The 22088-nt window shown below is 68.2% G+C and carries 22 protein-coding genes; 13 read left to right on the top strand and 9 right to left on the bottom strand.

What is annotated here, in order from left to right:
* Positions 1–18 precede the first annotated feature (18 nt).
* The gene (locus KM176_RS12300) at positions 19–366 is read left to right on the top strand and encodes an H-type lectin domain-containing protein (RefSeq protein ID WP_160894479.1); all 348 of its coding nucleotides are present in this window, start codon (positions 19–21) and stop codon (positions 364–366) included.
* 132 nt (positions 367–498) lie between these two features.
* On the opposite strand, the gene KM176_RS12295 is transcribed toward KM176_RS12300, so the two are convergent.
* Positions 499–1191, bottom strand: a complete 693-nt coding sequence (locus KM176_RS12295) for a metal-dependent hydrolase (protein WP_160894478.1) — start codon at positions 1189–1191, stop codon at positions 499–501.
* A 70-nt stretch (positions 1192–1261) separates the two neighbouring features.
* On the opposite strand from KM176_RS12295, the gene KM176_RS12290 reads away from it, so the two are divergent.
* The 5 genes from KM176_RS12290 (at position 1262) to KM176_RS12270 (ending at position 5320) form a co-directional block, all read left to right on the top strand.
* A complete protein-coding gene (locus KM176_RS12290) occupies positions 1262–1906 on the top strand; it encodes a ceramidase domain-containing protein (protein WP_311136158.1) in 645 nt (214 codons plus the stop codon).
* 33 nt (positions 1907–1939) lie between these two features.
* Entirely contained in the window at positions 1940–2227 is a 288-nt protein-coding gene (gene gatC / locus KM176_RS12285; RefSeq protein WP_160894476.1) for an Asp-tRNA(Asn)/Glu-tRNA(Gln) amidotransferase subunit GatC, read from the top strand.
* Between the two features lie 44 nt (positions 2228–2271).
* Complete coding sequence (gene gatA, locus KM176_RS12280; RefSeq protein WP_160894475.1) at positions 2272–3750, top strand: Asp-tRNA(Asn)/Glu-tRNA(Gln) amidotransferase subunit GatA; 1479 nt, start codon at positions 2272–2274, stop codon at positions 3748–3750.
* Between the two features lie 86 nt (positions 3751–3836).
* A complete protein-coding gene (locus tag KM176_RS12275) occupies positions 3837–4598 on the top strand; it encodes a hypothetical protein (RefSeq protein ID WP_160894474.1) in 762 nt (253 codons plus the stop codon).
* 5 nt (positions 4599–4603) lie between these two features.
* The gene (locus tag KM176_RS12270) at positions 4604–5320 is read left to right on the top strand and encodes an N-acetylmuramoyl-L-alanine amidase (protein WP_311136157.1); all 717 of its coding nucleotides are present in this window, start codon (positions 4604–4606) and stop codon (positions 5318–5320) included.
* 45 nt (positions 5321–5365) lie between these two features.
* Here the strand turns inward: KM176_RS12270 and KM176_RS12265 are convergent, their stop codons facing one another.
* From KM176_RS12265 to hrpB, 3 genes are all read right to left on the bottom strand, one after another.
* Positions 5366–5878 carry a copper chaperone PCu(A)C gene (locus KM176_RS12265; protein ID WP_160894473.1) on the bottom strand — a complete coding sequence of 171 codons (513 nt, stop codon included), beginning with the start codon at positions 5876–5878 and terminating at the stop codon, positions 5366–5368.
* A 108-nt stretch (positions 5879–5986) separates the two neighbouring features.
* The gene (gene rpmB / locus KM176_RS12260) at positions 5987–6274 is read right to left on the bottom strand and encodes a 50S ribosomal protein L28 (protein WP_160894472.1); all 288 of its coding nucleotides are present in this window, start codon (positions 6272–6274) and stop codon (positions 5987–5989) included.
* Between the two features lie 146 nt (positions 6275–6420).
* Complete coding sequence (gene hrpB, locus KM176_RS12255; protein WP_160894471.1) at positions 6421–8847, bottom strand: ATP-dependent helicase HrpB; 2427 nt, start codon at positions 8845–8847, stop codon at positions 6421–6423.
* Between the two features lie 214 nt (positions 8848–9061).
* Here hrpB and meaB point away from each other — a divergent pair, with 214 nt between their 5' ends.
* The 4 genes from meaB (at position 9062) to KM176_RS12235 (ending at position 13275) form a co-directional block, all read left to right on the top strand.
* On the top strand, positions 9062–10069 hold the full coding sequence (gene meaB, locus KM176_RS12250; protein WP_160894470.1) for a methylmalonyl Co-A mutase-associated GTPase MeaB: 1008 nt from the start codon (positions 9062–9064) through the stop codon (positions 10067–10069).
* A gap of 309 nt (positions 10070–10378) precedes the next feature.
* Positions 10379–11554, top strand: coding sequence for an aspartate aminotransferase family protein (locus tag KM176_RS12245; RefSeq protein ID WP_160894469.1), 1176 nt, complete (start codon positions 10379–10381; stop codon positions 11552–11554).
* A gap of 63 nt (positions 11555–11617) precedes the next feature.
* The gene (gene argF / locus KM176_RS12240; protein WP_160894468.1) at positions 11618–12544 is read left to right on the top strand and encodes an ornithine carbamoyltransferase; all 927 of its coding nucleotides are present in this window, start codon (positions 11618–11620) and stop codon (positions 12542–12544) included.
* 146 nt (positions 12545–12690) lie between these two features.
* On the top strand, positions 12691–13275 hold the full coding sequence (locus KM176_RS12235) for a GcrA family cell cycle regulator (RefSeq protein WP_160894467.1): 585 nt from the start codon (positions 12691–12693) through the stop codon (positions 13273–13275).
* A gap of 50 nt (positions 13276–13325) precedes the next feature.
* Here the strand turns inward: KM176_RS12235 and KM176_RS12230 are convergent, their stop codons facing one another.
* The gene (locus tag KM176_RS12230) at positions 13326–14501 is read right to left on the bottom strand and encodes a mechanosensitive ion channel family protein (protein WP_160894466.1); all 1176 of its coding nucleotides are present in this window, start codon (positions 14499–14501) and stop codon (positions 13326–13328) included.
* Between the two features lie 168 nt (positions 14502–14669).
* Here KM176_RS12230 and rimO point away from each other — a divergent pair, with 168 nt between their 5' ends.
* Complete coding sequence (gene rimO, locus KM176_RS12225; RefSeq protein ID WP_160894465.1) at positions 14670–16070, top strand: 30S ribosomal protein S12 methylthiotransferase RimO; 1401 nt, start codon at positions 14670–14672, stop codon at positions 16068–16070.
* 241 nt (positions 16071–16311) lie between these two features.
* Here the strand turns inward: rimO and KM176_RS12220 are convergent, their stop codons facing one another.
* From KM176_RS12220 to KM176_RS12210, 3 genes are all read right to left on the bottom strand, one after another.
* Positions 16312–16566, bottom strand: coding sequence for a DUF6455 family protein (locus tag KM176_RS12220; RefSeq protein ID WP_160894464.1), 255 nt, complete (start codon positions 16564–16566; stop codon positions 16312–16314).
* Positions 16567–16614: 48 nt separating this feature from the next.
* The gene (locus tag KM176_RS12215) at positions 16615–16875 is read right to left on the bottom strand and encodes a DUF6455 family protein (RefSeq protein WP_236045295.1); all 261 of its coding nucleotides are present in this window, start codon (positions 16873–16875) and stop codon (positions 16615–16617) included.
* A 106-nt stretch (positions 16876–16981) separates the two neighbouring features.
* Positions 16982–18754, bottom strand: coding sequence for an SLC13 family permease (locus KM176_RS12210; RefSeq protein WP_160894462.1), 1773 nt, complete (start codon positions 18752–18754; stop codon positions 16982–16984).
* 157 nt (positions 18755–18911) lie between these two features.
* Between KM176_RS12210 and KM176_RS12205 the strand changes: the two genes are divergently transcribed.
* Together KM176_RS12205 and KM176_RS12200 are read left to right on the top strand one after the other, a co-directional pair.
* Entirely contained in the window at positions 18912–19652 is a 741-nt protein-coding gene (locus KM176_RS12205) for a YebC/PmpR family DNA-binding transcriptional regulator (protein WP_160894461.1), read from the top strand.
* Positions 19653–19768: 116 nt separating this feature from the next.
* Complete coding sequence (locus KM176_RS12200) at positions 19769–20233, top strand: hypothetical protein (protein ID WP_160894460.1); 465 nt, start codon at positions 19769–19771, stop codon at positions 20231–20233.
* A 211-nt stretch (positions 20234–20444) separates the two neighbouring features.
* Here the strand turns inward: KM176_RS12200 and KM176_RS12195 are convergent, their stop codons facing one another.
* Positions 20445–21938 (bottom strand): MORN repeat-containing protein, encoded by a 1494-nt coding sequence (locus tag KM176_RS12195; RefSeq protein ID WP_236045301.1) that lies wholly within the window; start codon positions 21936–21938, stop codon positions 20445–20447.
* Positions 21939–22088: the final 150 nt, after the last annotated feature.

Below are 22088 nucleotides of genomic sequence, written 5' to 3'. Positions count from 1 at the left end.
GGATCCGACCTCCCCCGCATGAAACGCATCGACAGCAGACTGATCGGCATCGACCAGGGAGAGCACCTGCTTTTTTCCGATTTCCGCGACGGCGGCGCGATGTGGACCGGCACGGGGCCCCGCGAACGCCGCCAGCATCTGCCCTTCTCCGAACCCTTCGGGGCGCCGCCGGCGGTGCATTGCGCGCTGTCGATGTGGGACATGGACACCGGCAGCAACCTGCGCGCCGATCTCGGGGCCGATGCGGTTACGCCCGAGGGGTTCGATCTGGTGTTCCGCACCTGGGGCGATACCCGCATCGCCCGCGCCCGGATCCGCTGGCTGGCCATCGGCGCCCTGCGCCACGCGGATGACTGGGATGTTTGAAAAGGGGCAGGGCCCGTCGGACCCCGCCCCGTTCATTTTCTTGTCCGAAATACCTTCGGGGGTGAATTGCACGCGCAGCGCGCAAGAGGGGGCAGACAGCCCCCTCCCGCCGCCCTCAGCACGCGATCACGCTCAGAATTCGAGCGCCGTCAGCACCTCGGGCTCGATCACATCGACGCCCGGCAGCTCGGCAACCAGCACCTCGGCGGATTGCTCCAGCCCGGGGAAGGTCTTGTAATGCATCGGGATCACGGTCTTGAACTCGAAGAAGGTCTTCGCCGCATAGGCCGCGCGCTTCATGTCCATCGTGTAATGGCCGCCGGCGCAGAGGATGCCGATGTCGGGCTTGTGCAGATCATGGAAGATCTTCATGTCCGCCATCACGTCGGTATCGCCCGAGAAGTAGATCGAATGGCCCTCGCCCTCCAGGATGAAGCCCGATTCGGTGCCGACATAGACCGGCCCGTTCTCGGTCGGGAGGGAGGAGGAATGCGTCGCCATCACCATGGTCACCGCCACGCCGTCCAGCCGGATCGTGCCGCCCTTGTTGAAGCCCACGCAGTCGATCTCTCCGGCCTTGCCCCAGTAGCCGGCCAGGTCGGCGATGCAGTACAGCTTCACGCCCTTGGCCTTGGCGATCTGGTAGGCATCCGAGGTATGGTCGCCATGGCCATGGGTCACGAAGATCGCCGTGACGCCCTCGATGGCTTCCTCGTAGCGTTCAGCGGGGAACACCGGGTTGCCGGTCAGGAACGGGTCGACCAGCAGAACTTCCTTGCCGATTTCGAAACGGAAGCCACCATGGCCGAGGAAAATGATTTTCATGCTAAGCTCCAGATTTGTCCGCTCAGACATTAGCGGACCGGAGCGTCTTGGAAAGGGCAGGTACGCAGACGTGAATGGCTATTGCGAGAGAGCTTCCGATCCCGGCCTCTGGGCCGAGCCGCTGAATGCGGCGACCAACGTCGCCTTCCTGATCGCGGCGGCGGCGATGTGGGCGCCCGCGCGCGACCTGCCGCCGGCGCGGCTGCTCTGCGCGATCCTCGCGCTGATCGGCCTCGGCTCGGGCCTCTACCACACCCTCGCCACCCCCTGGGCGGCGCTGGCCGACACGCTGCCGATCCTGGCCTTCATCCTGGCCTATCTCTACATCGCCACCCGCGACTTCCTGGACCAGAGCCGTGCCGTCGCCACCACGCTCACGCTCCTGATGGTCCCGGCGATGATCCTGACCGCGCCGCTCTTTGCGCTGCTGCCGCTCTACGGCGCCTCGGCGGCCTACATGCCGGTGCCGGTTCTGATCGCGGTCTATGCGGTGCTGATGATCCGCCGCGACCGGGGCACGGCGCTGAACCTCGCCCTGGGCGCGGGGCTGCTGCTGCTGTCGCTGACCTTCCGGTCCCTCGACGGGCCGCTCTGCGCCGCGACCCATGGGATCGGCACCCATCTGCTGTGGCATCTCACCAATGCGGTGCTGCTGGCATGGATGATCGGGACATACCTGCGCCACATGCTTGCGAGCGTCCCCCCGGGGCGCTAAACCCGGTCGCGATCCAAGCGAGAGAGGCTTCCGATGTCGATCGACAAGGCAACCGCGGCCAAGGTGGCCAAACTGGCCCGCATCAAGGTGGAAGAGGACGCGCTTCCCGCCCTGGCCGAAGAGTTCAGCACCATCCTGGGCTTCATCGAGCAGCTGAACGAGGTCGACGTCGAAGGCGTGGAGCCGATGACCTCCGTCACCCCGCAGCGGCTGAAACGGCGCGAGGACATCGTGACCGAGGGCGACCAGCAGGACAAGATCCTGAAGAACGCGCCCGACGCCCGCGAAGGCTTCTTCGCCGTGCCCAAGGTCGTCGAGTAATCCTCCGACCTTTCCCGAAGACTTTGCCCCCGAGAGGCGAGACCATGACCGATCTGAACACGCTCACCATTGCCGAGGCCCGCGACGCGCTGCGCAAGGGCGAGGCGACCTCTGTCGAGCTGACCGAGGCCTGCCTGAAGGCCATCGAGGGCGCCGGTGCCCTGAACGCCTTCGTCCACAAGACCCCCGAGATCGCCATGGAGCAGGCGAAGGCCGCCGACGCCCGCCAGAGCGCCGAGGCTCCTTCGCTGAACGGCATCCCGCTGGGCATCAAGGACCTGTTCTGCGTCAAGGGCGTGCCCAGCCAGGCCGCCAGCGCCATTCTGGACGGTTTCAAGCCCGAGTATGAGTCCACCGTCACCGCGAACCTCTTCGGGGCCGGTGCGGTGATGCTCGGCAAGCTGAACATGGACGAATTCGCCATGGGGTCCTCGAACGAGACCTCGTGCTACGGCAATGCCGTGAACCCCTGGAAGGTCGATGACCGCCAGTTGACCCCGGGCGGGTCCTCGGGCGGGTCCGCGGCCGCCGTCGCGGCGGACCTCTGCCTGGGCGCCACCGGCACCGATACCGGCGGCTCGATCCGTCAACCCGCCGCCTTCACCGGCACCGTGGGCATCAAGCCGACCTATGGCCGCTGCTCCCGCTGGGGCGTCATCGCCTATGCTTCGTCGCTCGACCAGGCGGGCCCGATGACCAAGACCGTGCGCGACAGCGCGATCATGCTGCAGGCCATGGCCTCCCATGACGTGAAGGATTCGACCTCCGTGGATCTGCCGGTCCCGGATTTCGAAGCCATGCTGACCGGCGACATCCGCGGCAAGACCATCGGCATTCCGAAGGAATACCGCCTGGAGGGCCTCTCGGAGGAAATCGACGCGGTCTGGACCAGGGGCAAGGAGATGCTGGCCGAGGCCGGCGCCAAGATCGTCGACATCTCGCTGCCCCACACCAAGTACGCGCTGCCTGCCTATTACGTGATCGCACCGGCCGAGGCGTCCTCCAACCTCGCGCGCTACGATGGTGTGCGCTACGGCCACCGCGCCAAGCTCTCGGCCGGGGACGGCATCGTCGAGATGTACGAGAAGACCCGCGCCGAAGGCTTCGGCCATGAGGTCCAGCGCCGCATCATGGTCGGCACCTACGTTCTGTCGGCGGGCTTCTACGACGCCTACTACAACCGCGCCCGCAAGGTCCGCACGCTGATCAAGCGCGACTTCGAACAGGCCTTTGCCGCCGGTGTCGATGCCATCCTGACCCCCGCCACGCCCTCTTCGGCCTTCGAGCTGGGCGCGATGAAGGATGCCGATCCGGTGCAGATGTACCTTCAGGACGTCTTCACCGTGACGCTGAACATGGCCGGCCTGCCGGGCGTGTCGGTGCCCGCGGGGCTGGATGCGCAGGGCCTGCCGCTGGGTCTGCAGCTTATCGGGCGGCCCTTCCAGGAGGGCGATCTGCTGAACACGGCCTACGCACTTGAACGTGCAGCAGGTTTCGTTTCCAAGCCCTCCAAATGGTGGTAACCCGGTAAGTGTCGCCGCGCAGACTTGCCTCTGCGCGGGTACGACGCATATGGGTTTGAATGTTTCGAGAGGCGAGAGAGAAACCGATGCGCGCATTGACCATGGCGGTGGCCCTGCTGGGCGTGGCAAGCTGCACCACGATGCCGGACAGTGGCTACAACACCTTCGGCCAGTATGAGCGTGAGCGGGAGATGATCCTCAACGCCCCCGGCAACAACGGCAACGCGACGCTGCAGAACCCCTCTGCAGTGTCGGGCCAGCCGCTTTCGGCGATGTCCTCCACCCCGGGGGGCGCGCAAACCACCGCCGCCGGCGGGGCGGATGGGGATGCCGAGGATATCGCCTCACAGACGTCGCAGGCGCTGGCGGGAACCGGCGGCACCACCCCCGTCGGAGAGGCCAATACGGCGGGCGGCGCGGCTGCGACCGGCCCGCTGGGCGAGGCCGTCAACAGCTACGGGATCTCGGAAGAGAACAACTTCAAGGCCGTGGGCGAGCAGCGCTCGATCCAGCAGGACAAGGAGTTCATCGCCAAGAACCGCGCGGCCTACCAGCAGATCGAGCCGACGGCCCTGCCGCAGCGCGCCTCGGGTGATGGTCCGAACATCGTGACCTACGCGCTGCAGACGACGCAGGCCGTGGGCACGCCGCTTTACAAGCGCAGTGGCTTCAATGCCGAGGGCCGCTACACCAAGAACTGCGCGAAATACGCGTCTCCGGACCAGGCGCAGATGGCCTTCCTGTCGAACGGCGGTCCGAAGAAGGACCCGCAGGGCCTGGACCCGGATGGCGACGGCTTCGCCTGCACCTGGGATCCGACTCCGTTCCGCAAGGCCGCCGGGAACTGAAGCCGGTGCCGGTGACGGTGACGGGGGCGCCCGGCGCGCTCTGGCATCCTTCCGAAAATCACGGGGCGCGTCGCGATGCGGCGCGCCCCGACCTCATTGTGCTGCACCATACCGCGATGGACAGCGCCGAGGCGGCGCTGGAACGGCTCTGCGACCCGGCACCGCCGCAGGGGCTGTCCCCGGTCTCGGCCCATTACCTGATCGCCGAGGATGGCCGGCTGTGGCAGCTTGTCGACGAGGCGGCGCGGGCCTGGCACGCGGGCGTCGGGCAGTGGGGCGATGTGGTGGACGTCAATTCACGCTCGATCGGGATCGAGCTGGCCAACCCCGCGCCGAATCCCTTCGCCGAGCCGCAGATGGCGCGGCTGGAGGCGCTGCTGCCCGGGATCATGGCCCGCTGGGACATCCCGCCCGCGCGGGTCATCGGGCATTCCGACATGGCGCCGGGGCGCAAGTCCGATCCGGGACCGAAGTTCGATTGGCGGCGGCTGGCCCGGCAGGGTCTGGCGGTCTGGCCCGAGGGGGCGGGCGCAGGGGCGCCGGGGGATTTTCTGCACGATCTTGCCGCCATCGGCTACCGGATGCCCGAGGGCGGCGTGCCGGAGATCCTTCTGGAGGCCTTCCGGATGCGGTTCCGGCCCTGGGGGCGGGGCCCGCTGGGGACGGCCGACCGGGCGCTGGCGGCGCAGCTGGCGCGGCAGGTCCCGGTGCGGCGGGGCTAAGCGCCGGCGGCACCGGCGCGGTGCATATTTAAGGAAAGATGAAACTCAGGGGGCGGTCTTGCGGGGCGGCAGTCCCGAGCTGCCCAGCGGCCGGTCCAGGCGCGACTGCACCGGCAGGGTCAGGGTGACGGCGCCGGCCTTCTGGAAGGTCAGCGTCAGCGTCAGGGTGCTGCCCGGAGAGAGCGGTGCGCGCAGGTCCGACAGCATGATGTGCAGCCCGCCGGGGGCGAGGCTGCGGCTTTGCCCCGCCGGCAGGGCGAGGCCGTCGGGCAGCGGTCGCATTGTCATCACGCCGCCGCCGGCATCGCGGCTTTCATGCAGCGCGACCCGGCCGGCCGCCGGGCTGGAGAGATCCGTCAGGCGATCGTCGCCGGGGCCGGTATTGGTCAGCGTCAGGTAGGCGGCGGCGGTTCGCGCCAGGGGATTCGCGGCCAGGACCCGGGGCGTGTCGATCACGATGTCGGCGCGGGCCGGGGCGCCCGCCGGGCTCAGGGCCAGGCCGAGGGCGAGCGTGGTCAGCAGCCGGCAGGGGCGGGAAAGGGGGCGGGGGGCGAACATGGCGCCAGCGTGGCACGACCCTTGCGGCGGCGCCAGAGCGAATCCCGAAACGAAAAACGCCCCCTTCCGAGGAAGGAGGCGCCTGACGAAAGCATCGTCGGAAGGGGATCAGGCGGTTGCCTGTGCCTTCGCGATTTCTTTCTTGATTTTCAGAGCGTTGTCCGACAGCTCCGTGTCCTTGGCCTTGGCCAGGAACTTGTCGAGACCGCCGCGGTGGTCCACCGAACGCAGGGCCGACGCGGAGATGCGCAGCTTGACGTTGCGGCCAAGCGTTTCCGAACGCAGCGAAACCTCGTTCAGGTTCGGCAGGAAACGGCGGCGGGTTTTGTTGTTTGCGTGGCTGACATTGTTGCCAGTCATCGGGCCTTTACCGGTCAGTTCGCAACGGCGCGACATGGTTTCATCCTCGTCTTGTCTGAAGGGCGGGTCGCGCCCCGTTCAAATAGCAGGGACACCGCAAAGGCGGTGACCGAAAACGTGTTGCGCGTCCTTACGCGTGAGGGCGCGAAACGTCAAGCCTCGGGAGTCCCTTCGGGGCGGATTCAGGTGCCGCGGGGCTTGGCCCGCAGCGTCGGGTCGGCTTCGCGGGGATCTTCGGGCCAGGGATGGCGCGGGTAGCGGGCGCGCATGTCCTTGCGCACGTCGCCGTAGGAAGAGGTCCAGAAGCCCGGGATGTCGCGGGTGATCTGCAAGGGCTTTCCGGCGGGCGAGAGCAGGGTGACGACCAGCGGCTTGCCGGCGACGCTGGGGTGGCGGGTCTGGCCGAACATCTCCTGCAGACGCAGGGCGATGGCGGGATCCTCGCCGGAATAGTCGATGGGTATGGCCCGGCCCAGCGGCGTGGTGAATTTCGCCGGCGCCTCGCGGTCAAGGCGCTGCTGGGCATCCCAGTCGAGGCGGGCACGCAGGGCCGGCTGCAGGTCGAATCGCTTCCAGTCCTCGGCGCTGCGCACACCGCGCAGGTAGGGCAGCAGCCAGTCTTCGAGGCTGTCCATCAACCCCTGGTCCGAGAAATCGGGGAAATCCCCCTGCCCGGAAAGCAGGCGGGCGCGGGCCAGGAACAGCCGCGCCCCTTCCGAGGGCAGCAGCCCCAGTTCGCGCACGCCGCTCAGCATGGCGCGGGCGATGTCCTCCTCGGGGGCATCCTTCCAGGCGCGGTCCGACAGCGAGAGGGCGCCCAGACGCTCCTGCACGCGGGCCTGCACGCGGCGCTCGCGCTTCGACCAGTCGCAGAAGGTGACCTCGGTGATCTCGTCGGCGAAAAGGGTGCGCAGGGTGCTTTCGGCAATCCCGGTGGCCTGGCGGATGCGGGCCTCGCGCGGGTCGCCGTCAAGGTCGGTGGCGACGATCAGCCGGGCATTGGCCAGCGGATCCTCGGGTGGCAGGACCGCCCCCTTGCCCCCCGAAAGCAGATAGCGCGGCGCATCGCCGGGGCGGCGCAGGCCGATGCGGTCGGGATAGGCCAGGGCGGCCATCTCGGCGGGCTCCAGCGCCTGGCGGGCGGGGCCGGCGTTGCGCGCAAGGCGGGCGGCCTCGGTGCGGATGCGGGCCAGGGCGGCGCGGTCGGCGCGGGGCTCATGCCCGCCCGCCAGCGCCTTCAGCCGCAGGCTCAGGTCGACCGGCGCGCCCCGGCTCATCGGATCGCGGTCGGCCAGCAGGGCGGCGAGCGGCGCGGCCTCGGGGCCGGCGACGGCCAGCATATGGGCCAGGCGCGGGTGCAGCGGCAGGGCGGCCAGCCTGCGGCCGTGTTCGGTGATCAGGCCGCGGCCATCCAGCGCGCCCAGCAGCCTCAGGAGGGCCTGGGCCTCGGTAAAGGCGCTTTCGGGGGGCGGTGTCAGGAAGGACAGGGCGTCGGGCCCCGCCCCCCAGAGCGCCAGTTCCAGCGCCAGCCCCGCAAGGTCGGCGGCCTCGATCTCGGCGGGGGGGAAGGCGGGCAGGGCGCCCTCCTCTCCCTTCGTCCAGGCGCGGTAGCAGCGCCCCTCGGCCACCCGACCGGCGCGGCCTGCACGCTGCGCGGCCTCGGCCCGGCTGACCCGCTCGGTCACCAGGCGCGACATGCCCGACCCGGGATCGAAACGGGCGCGGCGGGCCTGTCCGGCATCGACCACGGCCCGCACTTCGGGAATGGTCAGCGATGTCTCGGCGATCGAGGTCGCCAGCACCACGTTGCGGCCCTGCCTGGGCGCCTCCAGCGCGGCCCGCTGATCGGCGAACTTCATCGCGCCGTAAAGCGGCCTGACATGGCAATCTCCGGGCAGGCGCCCCTCCAGCGCGCGCTCCAGCCGGGAAATCTCTCCGGCGCCGGGCAGGAAGACCAGGACTCCGCCCCGGGTCTCCTTCGCGGCGCGCCCCACCAGGGCGGCCAGCGCCGGCCAGAGGTCGCGTCCCTTCGGCAGGGCGGCCTCGGCATGGATCACCTCGACCGGGAAGGCGCGCCCTTGCGAGGTCACGACCGGCACATCCCCCATCAGCGCAGCCACCGGCGCGGCATCAAGCGTCGCCGACATCGCCAGCAACAGCAGGTCGTCGCGCAGGGCGCCGGCAATCTCAAGGCACAGGGCCAGGCCAAGGTCGGCATTGAGCGAGCGTTCGTGGAATTCGTCGAAGATCACGGCACCGATGCCCGAAAGCTCGGGGTCGGACTGGATCATCCGGGTCAGGATGCCTTCGGTCACCACCTCGATCCGGGTGGTCTTCGACACCTTGCTCTCGCCGCGCACCCGGTAGCCGACGGTCTGGCCCGGGGCCTCGCCCAAGGTCTGGGCCATACGCTCGGCGGCGGCACGGGCGGCCAGCCGGCGCGGCTCCAGCATCAGGATGCGACCCTCGCAAAGGCCGGCCTCCAGCATGGCGAGCGGCACGCGGGTGGTCTTGCCGGCCCCGGGGGGGGCCTGCAGCACGGCCCGGCCCCCGGCCCGCAGGGCAGAGATCAGCGCGGGCAGGGCATCTTCGATGGGCAATCTGAACATGCCCCCTTATGCCGGGGCGGCGAATCCCCGTCCAGCCCGCCCGGCTCCCTGTCATCTGGCCGAAAATATCCCGGGGGAGTCGCCGCAGGCGACGGGGGCAGCGCCCCCCAACCGCCGCCAATCCGTCCCCCCAACCGGCCCCGCCCGCGACCCCGTTCCATCTGGACGCCCCGGTCCCCCAGCCGCTACACCCGGTCCGCAGGAGGGACCGCCCATGGATATCGAAGAGCTTGCCGGCAAGCTGGCCGCCGGGGACCGCCGGGCCCTGGCCCGGGCCATCACCCTGGTGGAAAGCCGCCGCCCTGATCACCGCGAAACCGCCACGGCGCTGCTGCAACGCCTGGCACAGCAAGGGCGGCAGGCGCTGCGGCTGGGCCTCTCGGGCACGCCGGGCGTCGGCAAGTCCACCTTCATCGAAAGCTTCGGCATGATGCTGACCGGACAGGGCCTGCGGGTGGCGGTGCTGGCGGTCGATCCCAGCTCGGCACGCTCGGGGGGCTCGATCCTGGGGGACAAGACGCGGATGGAGCGGCTCTCGCGCGATCCCGGGGCCTTCATCCGCCCCTCGCCCAGCCAGTCGCAGCTGGGCGGCGTGGCGCGGCGCACCCGCGAGGCGGTGGCGCTCTGCGAGGCGGCGGGCTTTGATGTGGTGCTGATCGAGACGGTGGGCGTCGGGCAGTCGGAGACCATGGTGGCGCAGCTTTCCGACCTCTTCCTGCTGCTGCTGGCACCGGCGGGCGGAGACGAGCTTCAGGGTGTCAAGCGCGGCATCATGGAAATGGCCGACTTGATCCTTGTGAACAAGGCGGATGGCGATCTGAAACCGGCGGCGATGCGCACCTGTGCCGATTACGCGGGCGCGCTGCGGCTGCTCAGGCGCCGGCCCCAGGATCCGGAGGGCTTTCCGAAGGCGATGTGCGTCTCGGCGCTGGAGGAGGCGGGGCTTGAGGCCGCCTGGAACGAGATGCGGGCGCTGGCGGACTGGCGCCGGGAGGCCGGTGTCTTTGCGGCGGTGCGGGCGCAGCAGGCACGGTTCTGGTTCGCCGAAGAGGTCCGCCAGGGGCTGCTGGCGGCGCTGGAGACGGGCGCGGCGAAGCTTCGGATGGAGGCGCTGGCGGGGCAGGTGGCCGAGGGGCGGATGACCCCGGCCCTGGCGGCGCGGGAGATGCTGGCGTTGCTTGGCGCCGAGGCCGGGCAGGGGGCGCTGCCCCCGTCGGGCTGAGGCCCGACTCCCCCGGGATATTTTCGGCCAGATGAGGGGAGCCGGTTGCGCGGTGCAGCGCCGGTCCTGCCCCAGATCGGGCTTTGCGTCAGCGGGGCATGGGGCGTATGAGAGCGCATGACCTATGCGCTGCAGATGATTCGCCGACGCCGACGCGCGTGAACCGCCCCCTCCCGGGGCGGCCGGTTCTGCCTGCCGTCAGGTCCTGCGCCGAAAATGTCGCGGCGCTTCCCCTACAGCCCCCCGAAAACTTGACTTGGCCCTGAGCCGCGTGCTCAGTCAGGGCCTTCCCGATCCAGAGGACACGATATGATCCCTGCCGTTCTCCCGACTTATGCGCGTGCGCCCCTCCACTTCGTGAAGGGCGAAGGCTCCTGGCTGATCGAGGCGGACGGCCGCCGATTCCTGGACATGGGCGCGGGGATCGCCGTGAACGCCCTGGGTCATGCCCATCCCGACCTGGTGGCGGCGCTGACCGAGCAGGCCAACAAGGTCTGGCACCTGTCGAACCTCTATGAAATTCCCCAGCAGGAAGAGCTGGCGGCGCGGCTGGTCGAGGCGACCTTCGCCGACACCGTCTTCTTCACCAATTCGGGCACCGAGGCCTGCGAGCTGGCCGTGAAGATGGCCCGCAAGTACTGGTACGAGAAGGGCCAGCCCCAGAAGATCGAGATCATCACTTTTGACGGCGCCTTCCACGGGCGTTCCTCTGCGGCGATCGCCGCAGCGCCGACCGAGAAGATGGTGAAGGGTTTCGGGCCGCTGCTGCCGGGCTTCAAGCCGATGAAATGGGGCGACTGGGACGCCGTCGAGGCCGCCGTGGGCGAGGCCACCTGCGCCATCATGATCGAGCCGGTGCAGGGCGAGGGCGGCATCCGCCCGATCGCCGATGCTGATCTGAAGCGGCTGCGGCAGATCTGCGACGACAAGGGCTGCCTGCTGATCCTTGACGAGGTGCAATGCGGCATGGCCCGGACCGGGCGGCTGTTCGCCCATGAGTTCGCCGGCATCATCCCGGACATCATGATGTCCGCCAAGGGCATCGGCGGGGGCTTCCCGCTGGGCGCGGTTCTGGCCACCGAAGAGGCGGCCTCGGGCATGACCGCAGGCACCCATGGTTCCACTTACGGCGGCAACCCGCTGGGCTGCGCCGTGGGCATTGCCGTGATGAAGCACCTGGCCGATCCGGCCTTCCTGTCGGAGGTCGCGCGCAAGGGCGGCCTGCTGCGTCAGAAGCTGGAAGGCCTGGTGGCCGCCCATCCCGACGTCTTCGAAGGCGTCCGGGGCCTGGGGCTGATGATCGGCCTGAAGTGCAAGGTGGCGAATGTCGACCTGGTGAAGGCGGGCTACGCGGCCGAGATCATCACCGTGCCGGGCGGCGACAACGTTGTGCGCCTGCTGCCGCCTCTGAACATCACCGATGAAGACATCGCCGAGGCGGTCGAGCGGCTGGATGCCGCCGCGACGGCCCTGAGCGCCAAGTAACTGGATTAGCATCCGGGCCGGGGGGCAGGCGCCCCCCGTGCACCCCGGGCGGAGACGACACCGATGAAGCACTTCCTGGACCTCCACACCACCGATGCCGACGAACTGCGTCAGATCATCGAGCACGCGCGCTCGATCAAGGTCTCGCGCGATGGCCGCCCGAAGGGCATGCCCGACGATGAACAGGCCCTTGCGGGCCGCATCGTCGCGCTGATCTTCGAGAAGCCCTCGACCCGGACCCGTGTCTCCTTCGACGTGGGCGTGCGCCAGATGGGCGGGCAGACGCTGGTCCTGTCGGGCCAGGAGATGCAGCTGGGCCATGGCGAGACCATCGCCGACACCGCCCGGGTGCTGTCGCGCTTCGTCGACATGATCATGATCCGGACTTTCGACGAATCGATCCTGCACGAGCTGGCCGAACATGCCACCGTGCCGGTGATCAACGGGCTGACCGACAACTCCCATCCCTGCCAGATCATGGCCGACATCCTGACCTACGAGGAGCATCGCGGTTCCATCAAGGGCCGGAAGGTGGTCTGGGCGGGCGATGGCAACAACGTCTGCGCCTCCTTCCTGCATGCCGCCGGCCAGTTCGGTTTCGACCTGACCTTCACCGGGCCGATGCAGCTGGACCCCGATCCCAAGGCGGTGGGCTTTGCCCGCGACCACGGCGCCACCGTGATCATCGAGCGCGACCCGATGCGCGCGGTGGAGGATGCCGACCTGATCGTCACCGACACCTGGGTGTCGATGCATGATGCGCAATCCGCGCGCGAGCGGCGCCACAACATGCTGCGGCCCTACCAGGTCAACGATGCGCTGATGGCGGCGGCGAAGCCCGATGCGCTGTTCATGCACTGCCTGCCGGCGCACCGCGGCGAAGAGGTGACCTCTTCGGTGATGGACGGCCCGCAGTCGGTCATCTTCGACGAGGCCGAGAACCGCCTGCACGCCCAGAAGGCCGTGATGCGCTGGTGCCTGGGCCTTTAAGCGGCGTCCGGACGCCAAGGCGACCTTGAACATATGGCCCCCATGACTAGTATAGGGGCCTGAATTTCGGATGGGCGGTGCAACGGCACCGTCCGCCCCCATGGACCGCGGGGAGACGCGGCCGACGGGAATGTTAGGAGGGCGTCATGTCCTGGACCGATGAACGCGTCGAGCTTCTGAAGAAGATGTGGTCGGAGGGCCAGTCGGCCAGCCAGATCGCGAAAGAGCTGGGCGGGGTGACCCGCAACGCCGTGATCGGCAAGGTCCATCGCCTGGGCCTGTCGAACCGCACCGGCGGGGCCGCACCGGCTGCTGCCGCACAGCCCGCGCCCAAGCCGGTCGAGGCCAAGCCCGCCGCCAAGCCCGCGACCGCCGCGCCGAAACCCGCCGCCGAGCCCGAGCCCGCGCCCGAGCCGCGTACCACCTCGGCTGCGCCCTCGACCCCCGCCGTGCGCAAGATCATTCCGGCCGGCCAGCCGCTGCCGCCGCAGCCTTCCGCCAACGAGATCAGCCCCGAAGCGCTGGCCAAGGTGAACGAGGTCGAGAAGAAATCGAAGAAGCTCACCCTCATGGAGCTGACCGAGAAGACCTGCAAATGGCCGGTGGGCGATCCCGCGACCGACGATTTCTGGTTCTGCGGCCTGCCCGCGCAGCAGGGCAAACCCTATTGCGACGCCCATGTCGGCGTTGCCTTCCAGCCGATGTCCTCGCGCCGCGACCGCAAGCGCTGAGCAGGCCGGATACGGATGAAAGGGGGCCCTCGCGGCCCCCTTTTTCATGGCTATTCGACAGTCTGGCCGCGTCCGCCCTCGCTTTCGGGCACCGCCTCTTCCGGCACGCCGGATCCGACGGGGCGCCGGCTGCGCCAGTCCTGACGGGGCCGGGGCGTCGCGCCTTCCACCATTTCGCCGCGCAGCCGGGGCAGGGCCGAGGGGTGTTCGCGCTGCAGCCATTCCACCATCCCCTCGCGCAGCTCGCAGCGCAGATCCCAGGCCTGGGGTGAATTGCGTGCGCTGACCAGCCCGCGGATGTGGATCACCTTCTCGTCGGTCTCGATCACCTGCAGCACGTTGACATTGCCATCCCAGAGCTTTGAGCGCTTCAGGATCTTCGTCATCTGCTCGCGCATCTCGTGCACCGGGGCGGTCCAGTCGAGGTACCAGACCACCTGACCGATGATCGAGGTGGTGTCGCGGGTCCAGTTCTGGAACGGTTTCTCGATGAAGTAGCTCAGCGGCACGACGAGGCGCCTGAGGTCCCAGATCCGCACCACCACGTAGGTCGCGGCGATCTCCTCGATCCAGCCCCATTCACCCTCGACGATGACCACGTCCTCCAGCTTGATGGGCTGGGTCAGGGCGATCTGGATGCCGGCGATCAGATTGGCCAGCAGGGGCCGCGCCGCCAGGCCCAGCACCAGGCCCGCCGCCCCCGCCGAGGCCAGCATCGAGACGCCGAAGTTGCGCACCGCCTCGAAGGTGGCCAGCACCGCGCCGGTGGTCAGCAGGATGATCACCAGCCGCGACATTCGCTGCAGCAGCCGTACCTGCGTGACCTGCTTGCGCCCGGCCGCGTCTTCATCGCTCAGAGCCTGCAGCTTGCGGGTGAAGCGTTCCGCCCAGACATCCATGGCGATGATCAGCATCCATCCCAGCAGCACCACCAGCATCACCAGGGCCGCGTGCTGCAATCCGTCCCGCCAGGCCGAGGGCAGGGCGGCGGCCTCCAGCAGCAGCGAGGCGGCCCCGAAGAGCACGATCAGCCGGGTCGGTTTGCGCAGCCGCCGCACGATCCGCACCGCCAGCCCCGAATACCCGCGCGAGATCCGCTCGACCGCCCGCCACAGCATGGTGTGCAGCCCGAGCGCCAGCAATGTGCCCAGGATCACGATGAACCAGGGCCAGATCGACGGCGGGACTTCCTGCTGCACTTCGGTTAGAACGTTCTCCAGGTCCATGGGCCCTCCTGCCCGGCTGTTTCGGGGATGGCGATGTGCCTTCAGCTAGTGCCGCAGTGCGGCATGGCCAGAACGGCGGGGCAGAGGCGGTGGACTTGTGCCGAAAAGCCCTTTGCTCTATGGGCTGACGCTTGGCTCCGCCGCCCTTCCGCCCGCCAGAGGTTCTTCATGTCCCAAAGCCCGCTCAACCCGCCGAACCTGCGCCCCGACCTGGCGCCCGCCCCCGCTTTCGGCACCGCGCCGCGTCGCGACGGCCAGCCCTCTCTGGGCATGGTGTCGCTGGGCTGCCCGAAGGCGCTGGTGGACAGCGAACGCATCCTGACCCGGCTGCGCGCGGAAGGCTACGCGATCAGCCCCGACTATACCGGCGCCGATGCGGTGATCGTGAACACCTGCGGTTTCCTCGATTCGGCCAAGGCCGAAAGCCTCGAGGCGATCGGCGAGGCGCTGAAGGAAAACGGCCGCGTCATCGTCACCGGCTGCCTGGGCGCGGAACCCGACTACATCACCGGCGTGCATCCCAAGGTGCTGGCGGTGACCGGCCCGCACCAGTACGAACAGGTGCTGGATGCCGTGCACAAGGCCGTGCCGCCCAGCCCCGATCCCTTCGTCGACCTGCTGCCGGCGACCGGCGTGTCGCTGACGCCGCGCCACTACAGCTACCTCAAGATCTCCGAGGGCTGTAACCACAAGTGCAAGTTCTGCATCATCCCCGACATGCGCGGCCGCCTTGTCAGCCGTCCCGCCCATGCCGTGCTGCGCGAGGCCGAGAAGCTGGTCGAGGCCGGCGTGAAGGAACTTCTGGTGATCTCCCAGGATACCTCGGCCTATGGTGTCGACCGCAAGCACGACCTGCACCCCTGGAAGGGCGAGGAGGTCCGCAGCCACATCCTCGATCTTTCGCGCGAGATGGGCAAGCTCGGTGCCTGGGTGCGGCTGCACTACGTCTACCCGTACCCCCATGTGCGCAACCTGATCCCGCTGATGGCAGATCCGGAAAACGGCCTGCTGCCCTACCTGGACATCCCCTTCCAGCACGCCCACCCGGATGTTCTGAAACGGATGGCCCGTCCCGCAGCCTCTGCAAAGACGCTGGACGAGATCGCCGCCTGGCGCGCCGATTGCCCCGACATCACCCTGCGCTCGACCTTCATCGTCGGCTATCCCGGTGAAACCGAAGAGGAATTCCAGTACCTCCTCGACTGGATGGACGAGGCGCAGCTGGATCGCGTCGGCTGCTTCCAATACGAGAACGTCGAGGGCGCGCGCTCCAACGACCTGCCCGGTCATGTCCCCGCCGAGGTCAAGCAGGACCGCTGGGAGCGTTTCATGGAGAAGGCCCAGGCGATCTCCGAAGCGCGCCTTCAGGCCAAGGTCGGTCGCACCCTGCAGGTCATCGTGGACGAGGTGGACGAGGATGCCGCCACCTGCCGCACCATGGCGGATGCGCCGGAAATCGACGGCAACCTCTTCATCGACGAGGGCCACGAGACCCTGAAGCCCGGCGACATGGTCACGGTCGAGGTGGATGAAGCCGGCGAATACGATCTCTGGGGCCGCCTCGTCTGAGGCGCCTCACGGCTTTCATCTTTCCGAAAAATACGGCCGCCGGAGGCACGGGCCGCAGGCCCGTCCCATCTTGCGAACAAAAAACGCCGGTGAGCAGACCGAAATCCACTCACCGGCGCAAGCGTCCCGCGCCCATCACGTCATTGCTGCCTGACATCTCCCGCTCTCTCTCCACGAGATGCCCAATGACGGAGGGTCCGGCGTGACGACCCCTTGGACCGGCCCCGCAGGGCCGCTCCGATCACTCTTCGGTCAGGGTTTTCAGCCAGTCGCGGTTGCGGCAGAAGCGCGGTGCTTCGCTGGCAACCTGATGATCCTGAACCCATTTCTCGCAGCGCTCTCCCTGGCCGCAGGACATGCAGTTCAGCACGGCCTGGCGGTAGATCTTGGCGCTGAGCTCGTCATGCACCATGCGCCCCTGCACATCCTCTCCCAGCGTGTCGGCCATGCGCCCCATCAGGTCGGCATGGCGGTCGAGCTTCGTGAAGAATCCCATCTGTTCCCTTCCCTGTGACCGGGGCCCGACCCGCGGGTGCGTGTTTCCTCAAAGCTCCGGAAAGATCCGGGCATTCGCGCAGCCGGGCATGGCGGCCTCGCGGGGGGTATCCTCGCGTTCGGCGGCCTCCAGCCAGCTCTTGCAGTCGCAGGCGGCCTCGCAGCCCCGGCAGCGGGTGATCATCTCGGACCAGGCGCCCTCGTCCAGGCGGCCCTCGTCCATCGCACGAGCCAGATCGGTTCCCACCGCCCTGGCCATGCGCTGCACCAGCCAGAAATGATCCTTGAGGTCTCCCAGGGGCTTGTTCATCCGGCACGGCTCCCGTCGCTGCATTTGCGAGGTCCGTTCTAGACCCGGGCGCCGGGCCGGACCTTGATCAGGATCAAATCGCTGCGGAAATCTGAACGCGGGGCTTTCAGAGCGGCCAGAACAGCAGGATCAGCGGGATCGAGACGGCGATCACCAGCAGCTCCAGCGGCAGGCCCATGCGCCAGTAATCCCCGAATCGATAGCCCCCGGGGCCCAGGATCAGAGTGTTGTTCTTGTGCCCGATGGGGGTCAGGAAGGCCGAGGAGGAGGCCACCGCCACCGCCATCAGGAACGGGTCGGGCGAGACATGCAGCGTCTCGGCCATGCGGATGCCGATGGGGGCGGCGACAATCGCCGTGGCGGTGTTGTTGAGGACATCCGACAGGCTCATGGTGACCACCATCAGCGCGGTCAGGATCGCCCAGGCCGGCCAGCCCGAGGTCAGGTTCACCAGCCCCTCGGCGATCAGCTGGGTGCCGCCGGTCTTCTCCAGCGCGGTGCCCAGCGGGATCATCGAGCCCAGCAGCACCACGACGGGCCATTCGATATGGTCGTACAGCTCCTGCACGGGCACGATCTTCAGCAGCAGGTAGGCAATCACCACGAAGCCAAGCGCGATGGGCAGATGCACCAGCCCGAAACTGGCTGCCGCCACCGCCGCCGCGAACAGTCCGATTGCCGCCCAGACCTTGGAATTCTGGGTCACCGCAAGCCCGCGGTCGGCCAGCGGCAGGGCGCCCAGCCAGTCGGCGGTCTCGGCTCCGCTGTCCTTGGGGACCAGCAGCAGCAGCAGGTCGCCCGGGCGCACCTGGGTCTGGCGCACCCGCTTGGTGATCTGCCGCCCCTGTCTTGAGATCCCCAGCAGCAGCGCCCGGTGGCGCCAGGACAGGCCCACCGCTTCGGCCGTCTTGCCGGTGATGCGCGCATCCGAGGGCACCACCACCTCGATCACGTCCAGCCCCTCGCCGGCGGCGGTCAGCTTTTCCTCGCGTGCCTTTTCGGAAAACGCCAGGTTCAGCGCCGAGCGGAACTCGTCCAGCGCCTCGGGCACGGCCTCCAGCACCAGCGTGTCCCCCTCCTGCAGGGCCACGTTGCGGGCGCGTCCGTAAAGCCGCTTGTCGGCGCGGATCAGCCCCAGGATCGCGACATCGGCCTTGTCGGCCTCTTCCGAAAGTTCGTGCAGCCGGCGCCCCACCTGCCTGGAGCCCTCGGGCACGGTCAGCTCTGCCACGTATTGCGCGATATCGGTGCCGACGTTGGTCTCTCCCTCGCTGCGCGGGATCAGCCGCCAGCCCAGCAGCGCCACGAAGGCGATGCCCGCCAGCGCGGTCAGTGCCCCCACCGGCGCGAAATCGAACATCGAAAAGCCCTCGTGCAGGTACTGCGCCCGGATGGTCGAGACGATGATGTTGGGGGGCGTGCCGATCAGCGTCGCCATGCCGCCCAGGATCGTGGCGAACGAGAGCGGCATCAGCGACAGCCCCGCCGCGCGCCCCGCCTTGCGGGCGGTCTGGATGTCCACCGGCATCAGCAGCGCCAGGGCGGCGACGTTGTTCATGAAGGCCGAAAGCAGCCCGCCGATGCCGCCCATGATGGCGATATGGGCTCCCAGGCCCCGGCTGCTGTCGACCAGCGTGCGGGTGATCAGGAACACCGCCCCCGAGCGCACCAGCCCGGCCGAGATCACCAGCACCAGCGCGACGATGATCGTCGCCTCGTGGCCGAAGCCGGAGAAGGCATCCTCGTAGGGGATGACGCCGGTTGCCACCCCGCACATCAGCGCGGCGAAGGCCACCAGGTCATAGCGCCAGCGCCCCCAGAGCAGAAGGGCGAAGACGGCGCCGAACAGCGCGAACAGGATGAGCTGATCCAGGGTCATGCCGGAAAGCTAGCGCGGCGGCGCGAAAGCAACAGGGTGGGGCAGGGCGCGCGCCCCTCCCCGGGGCGGAAAGGCGCGCACGCGGCATCTGCTTGCAGGAAAGGGGTCTGCTGCCTTATAGGAACCCGACACTGAAATTGAGGATCAGGAGGCACCGATGGCCGGCCACTCGAAATGGGCGAACATCCAGCACCGCAAGGGGCGGCAGGACGCCGCCCGGTCGAAACTGTTTTCCAAGCTCTCGAAAGAGATCACCGTCGCCGCGAAGATGGGCGATCCGGACCCCGAGAAGAACCCGCGCCTGCGCCTTGCGGTGAAGGAAGCGAAGGCCAGCTCTGTGCCGAAGGACGTGATCGAGCGCGCCATCAAGAAGTCCCAGGCGGGCGAGGGCGACGATTACGAAGAGATCCGCTACGAGGGCTACGGCCCGAACGGCGTGGCGATCATCGTCGAGGCGATGACCGACAACCGCAACCGCACGGCTTCCAACGTCCGCTCGACCTTCTCGAAGAACGGCGGCAACCTGGGCGAGACCGGCTCGGTCGGCTTCATGTTCGACCGCAAGGGCGAGGTCGTCTACCCGGCCAGCGTCGGTGATGCCGACACCGTCATGATGGCGGCGATCGAGGCCGGTGCGGAAGACGTGGAAAGCTCGGAGGACGGCCATGTGATCTACTGCGCCGACACCGATCTGAACGATGTGGCCACCGCGCTCGAGGCCGAGCTGGGCGAATCCGATTCGACCAAGCTGGTCTGGAAGCCCACCACCACCACCGAGATGGACCTCGAGAACATGCAGAAGCTGATGAAGCTTCTGGATGCGCTGGAAGACGACGATGACGTGCAGCGCGTCACCGCGAACTTCGAAGCCTCCGACGAGGTCATGGAGCAGCTCTGAGCCGCTTTCCTGCACATCTGACATGATTTGCTCAGGGCCGGGGATCTTTCCCGGCCCTTTTGCTTGCCGGTTCCCCACGGCGGGTCTGTGCTGATCCGGGCGGCAGGGGAGGCACCATGGGCCATGCACTCTGGGAGGAATACACGGCGCTCTATGCCGTCTACGAGGGCTACAATGACCAGTTCCTGACCCTGAAGGGCTGGTCGGTGACGGTGGGCCTCGCGGCCCTGATGGGGGCCTATGCGCTGCCGCCGGAACGCCATGGCCGGCTGGCGGTTCTCCTCGCGGCCTTCTCGGCCCTGCCGTTCTGGCTGACGGAAATGTTCTGGCGCGGCTACCAGGCGGCCACCATGGCCCGCCTTGAAGAGATCGAACGGTGCATGAGCGGCGCGCTCTTCGATCGAAGGCTCTGCAGCCCCTACCGGATCCTCGGCGCCTGGCAGAGCGCCTACCGCGATCATGCGGTGAGCTTCTGGCTTCACAACGCCTGGCATCCGGGCGTCCTGCTGCCCCATGCGGTGCTGCTGCTCGCCGGCCTCTGCCTGGCACTCTGGGCACCGCCAGGCCCGCCGCGCCGCTAAGTCCCTCCGCCCCCATTTTCTTGTTCCAAATACCTCGGGGGGAGGCGCGCAGCGCCGGGGGGCAGAGCCCCCCTGATCGCCGATCATCAGCGCCGATCATCAGGCCGCCCACAAAGCGGAAGGGGCCGCGTCTGCGCAGCCCCTTCTTGCGTTTCTCTCATCTCCCGCCGCTGCGCAGATGCCTGTCTGCAAAGATGCCGGTATCGCGACTTCAGTCGCCGTTGATATTGTCCGGATCATCGCCATCGGGCGCGGTCTCCTGGGGCGCATCGGCCCCCTGATCCGCTCCCTGATCCGATGCGGCACCGGACTCGCCGCCGGTGTCGCCGGCGCCCTCGCTGCCGGTTGCGTCGCCGCCGGTGCTGGTGCCCTCGGTGGTGCTCAGCGCGCCGTTCTCCCAGGTGCCCGAAAGGACCTCGCCGGTGGCATAGGTCAGCGTGCCTTCGCCCTGGCGCAGCCCCTCGACGAAATTGCCGGTGTAGATATCGCCATTGGCATAGGTGGCCTTGCCCTGGCCGGTCATCTCGCCCTTGGACCAGTCGCCCTCGTAGCTGAAGCCGTCGGGCATGGTGATCTTGCCGGTGCCATCGCGCAGCCCGGCCTTGAAGTCGCCCTCGTAGACCATGCCGTCGGCGTAGCTGGCCTTGCCCTTGCCGTCGCGCTGGCCGCCGGACCAGTGGCCCTCGTAGCGGTAGCCGTCGGAATGGGTCATCACGCCCTCGCCGTCGTTCTTGCCGTCCTTGAAGCCGCCCGTGTAGGTCACGCCCGAGGGGAAGGTCGCGGTGCCCTGGCCCTCGATCTGGCCGGCCTTCCAGGTGCCGTCGTAGGTGGCGCCATCGGGATAGGTGATCTTGCCGGAGCCATCTGGCAGGTCGCCCGCGAAGCTGCCCTCGTAGACCGAGCCATCCGGGTAGGTGACCTTGCCGGTGCCGGCGATCTTGCCGGCCTTCCACTGGCCCACGTACTTGTAGCCGTCCGCCCCGGTGAAGGTGCCCTGGCCCTCGCGCAGGTCATCGACGAAACCGCCCTCGTAGACATCGCCATTGGCGTAGGAGACCTTGCCCTCGCCCTGGCGCTTGCCGCTCACCATCGGGCCTTCGTAGACATCGCCGTTGGCCTGGGTCAGCGTGCCCGTGCCGGTGATCTGGCCATCCTGCCAGTCGCCGACATATTTCAGCCCGTCCGGCATGGTCAGCGTGCCCTTGCCCTGACGCTCACCGGCGACCACATTTCCCTGATAGACCGAGCCGTCGGCATAGGTGATCGTCGCCTCGCCCTGCTTGACGCCGTTCACCCAGGCGCCGTCGTAGACATAGCCCTTGCCGTCGCTCATCTTGCCGGTGCCGTCGTGGCGTCCGTTGGCAAAGCCGCCGGTATAGGTGGTGCCATTGGCATAGGTCGAGCTGCCCTGGCCGGTCATCTTGCCGTCCGTCCAGTCGCCGTCATAGGTGCCGCCATCGGGGAAGGTGATCTTGCCCTTGCCCTCGGGCTTGCCCTTCTCGAAATGGCCGACATAGACCGATCCGTTGGGGAAGCGCGCCGTGCCTTCGCCCTTGATCTGCCCCTCGACCCACTGGCCGTCGTATTCGTAGCCGTTCGGCAGCTTGTAGCTGCCGCGACCGTCCTGCAGGCCGTTCTTGAACGTGCCTTCGTAGATGCCACCGTCATCGTACTGCTTGGTCTGGACGGTGTTGTCCTGGGCCATCAGCGGCAAGGCCAGCAACACGATCCCGCCGGCCAGCGCGGCCTTCAGACGGAGGTGGTGGCGCTTGCGACGAAAGCCTGTCGGGCGAAATGCCATGTACTGTCCCCTGACCCGTAAGTGTTGGCTGGGTCCTGCTGTCTCGCAGGCTCT

The sequence above is a fragment of the Pseudooceanicola endophyticus genome (assembly GCF_018760365.1).
Classification (GTDB): domain Bacteria; phylum Pseudomonadota; class Alphaproteobacteria; order Rhodobacterales; family Rhodobacteraceae; genus Pseudooceanicola; species Pseudooceanicola endophyticus.
The sequence above is the reverse complement of the archived record's forward strand: the minus strand, read 5'-3'. Positions and strand labels throughout refer to the sequence as shown.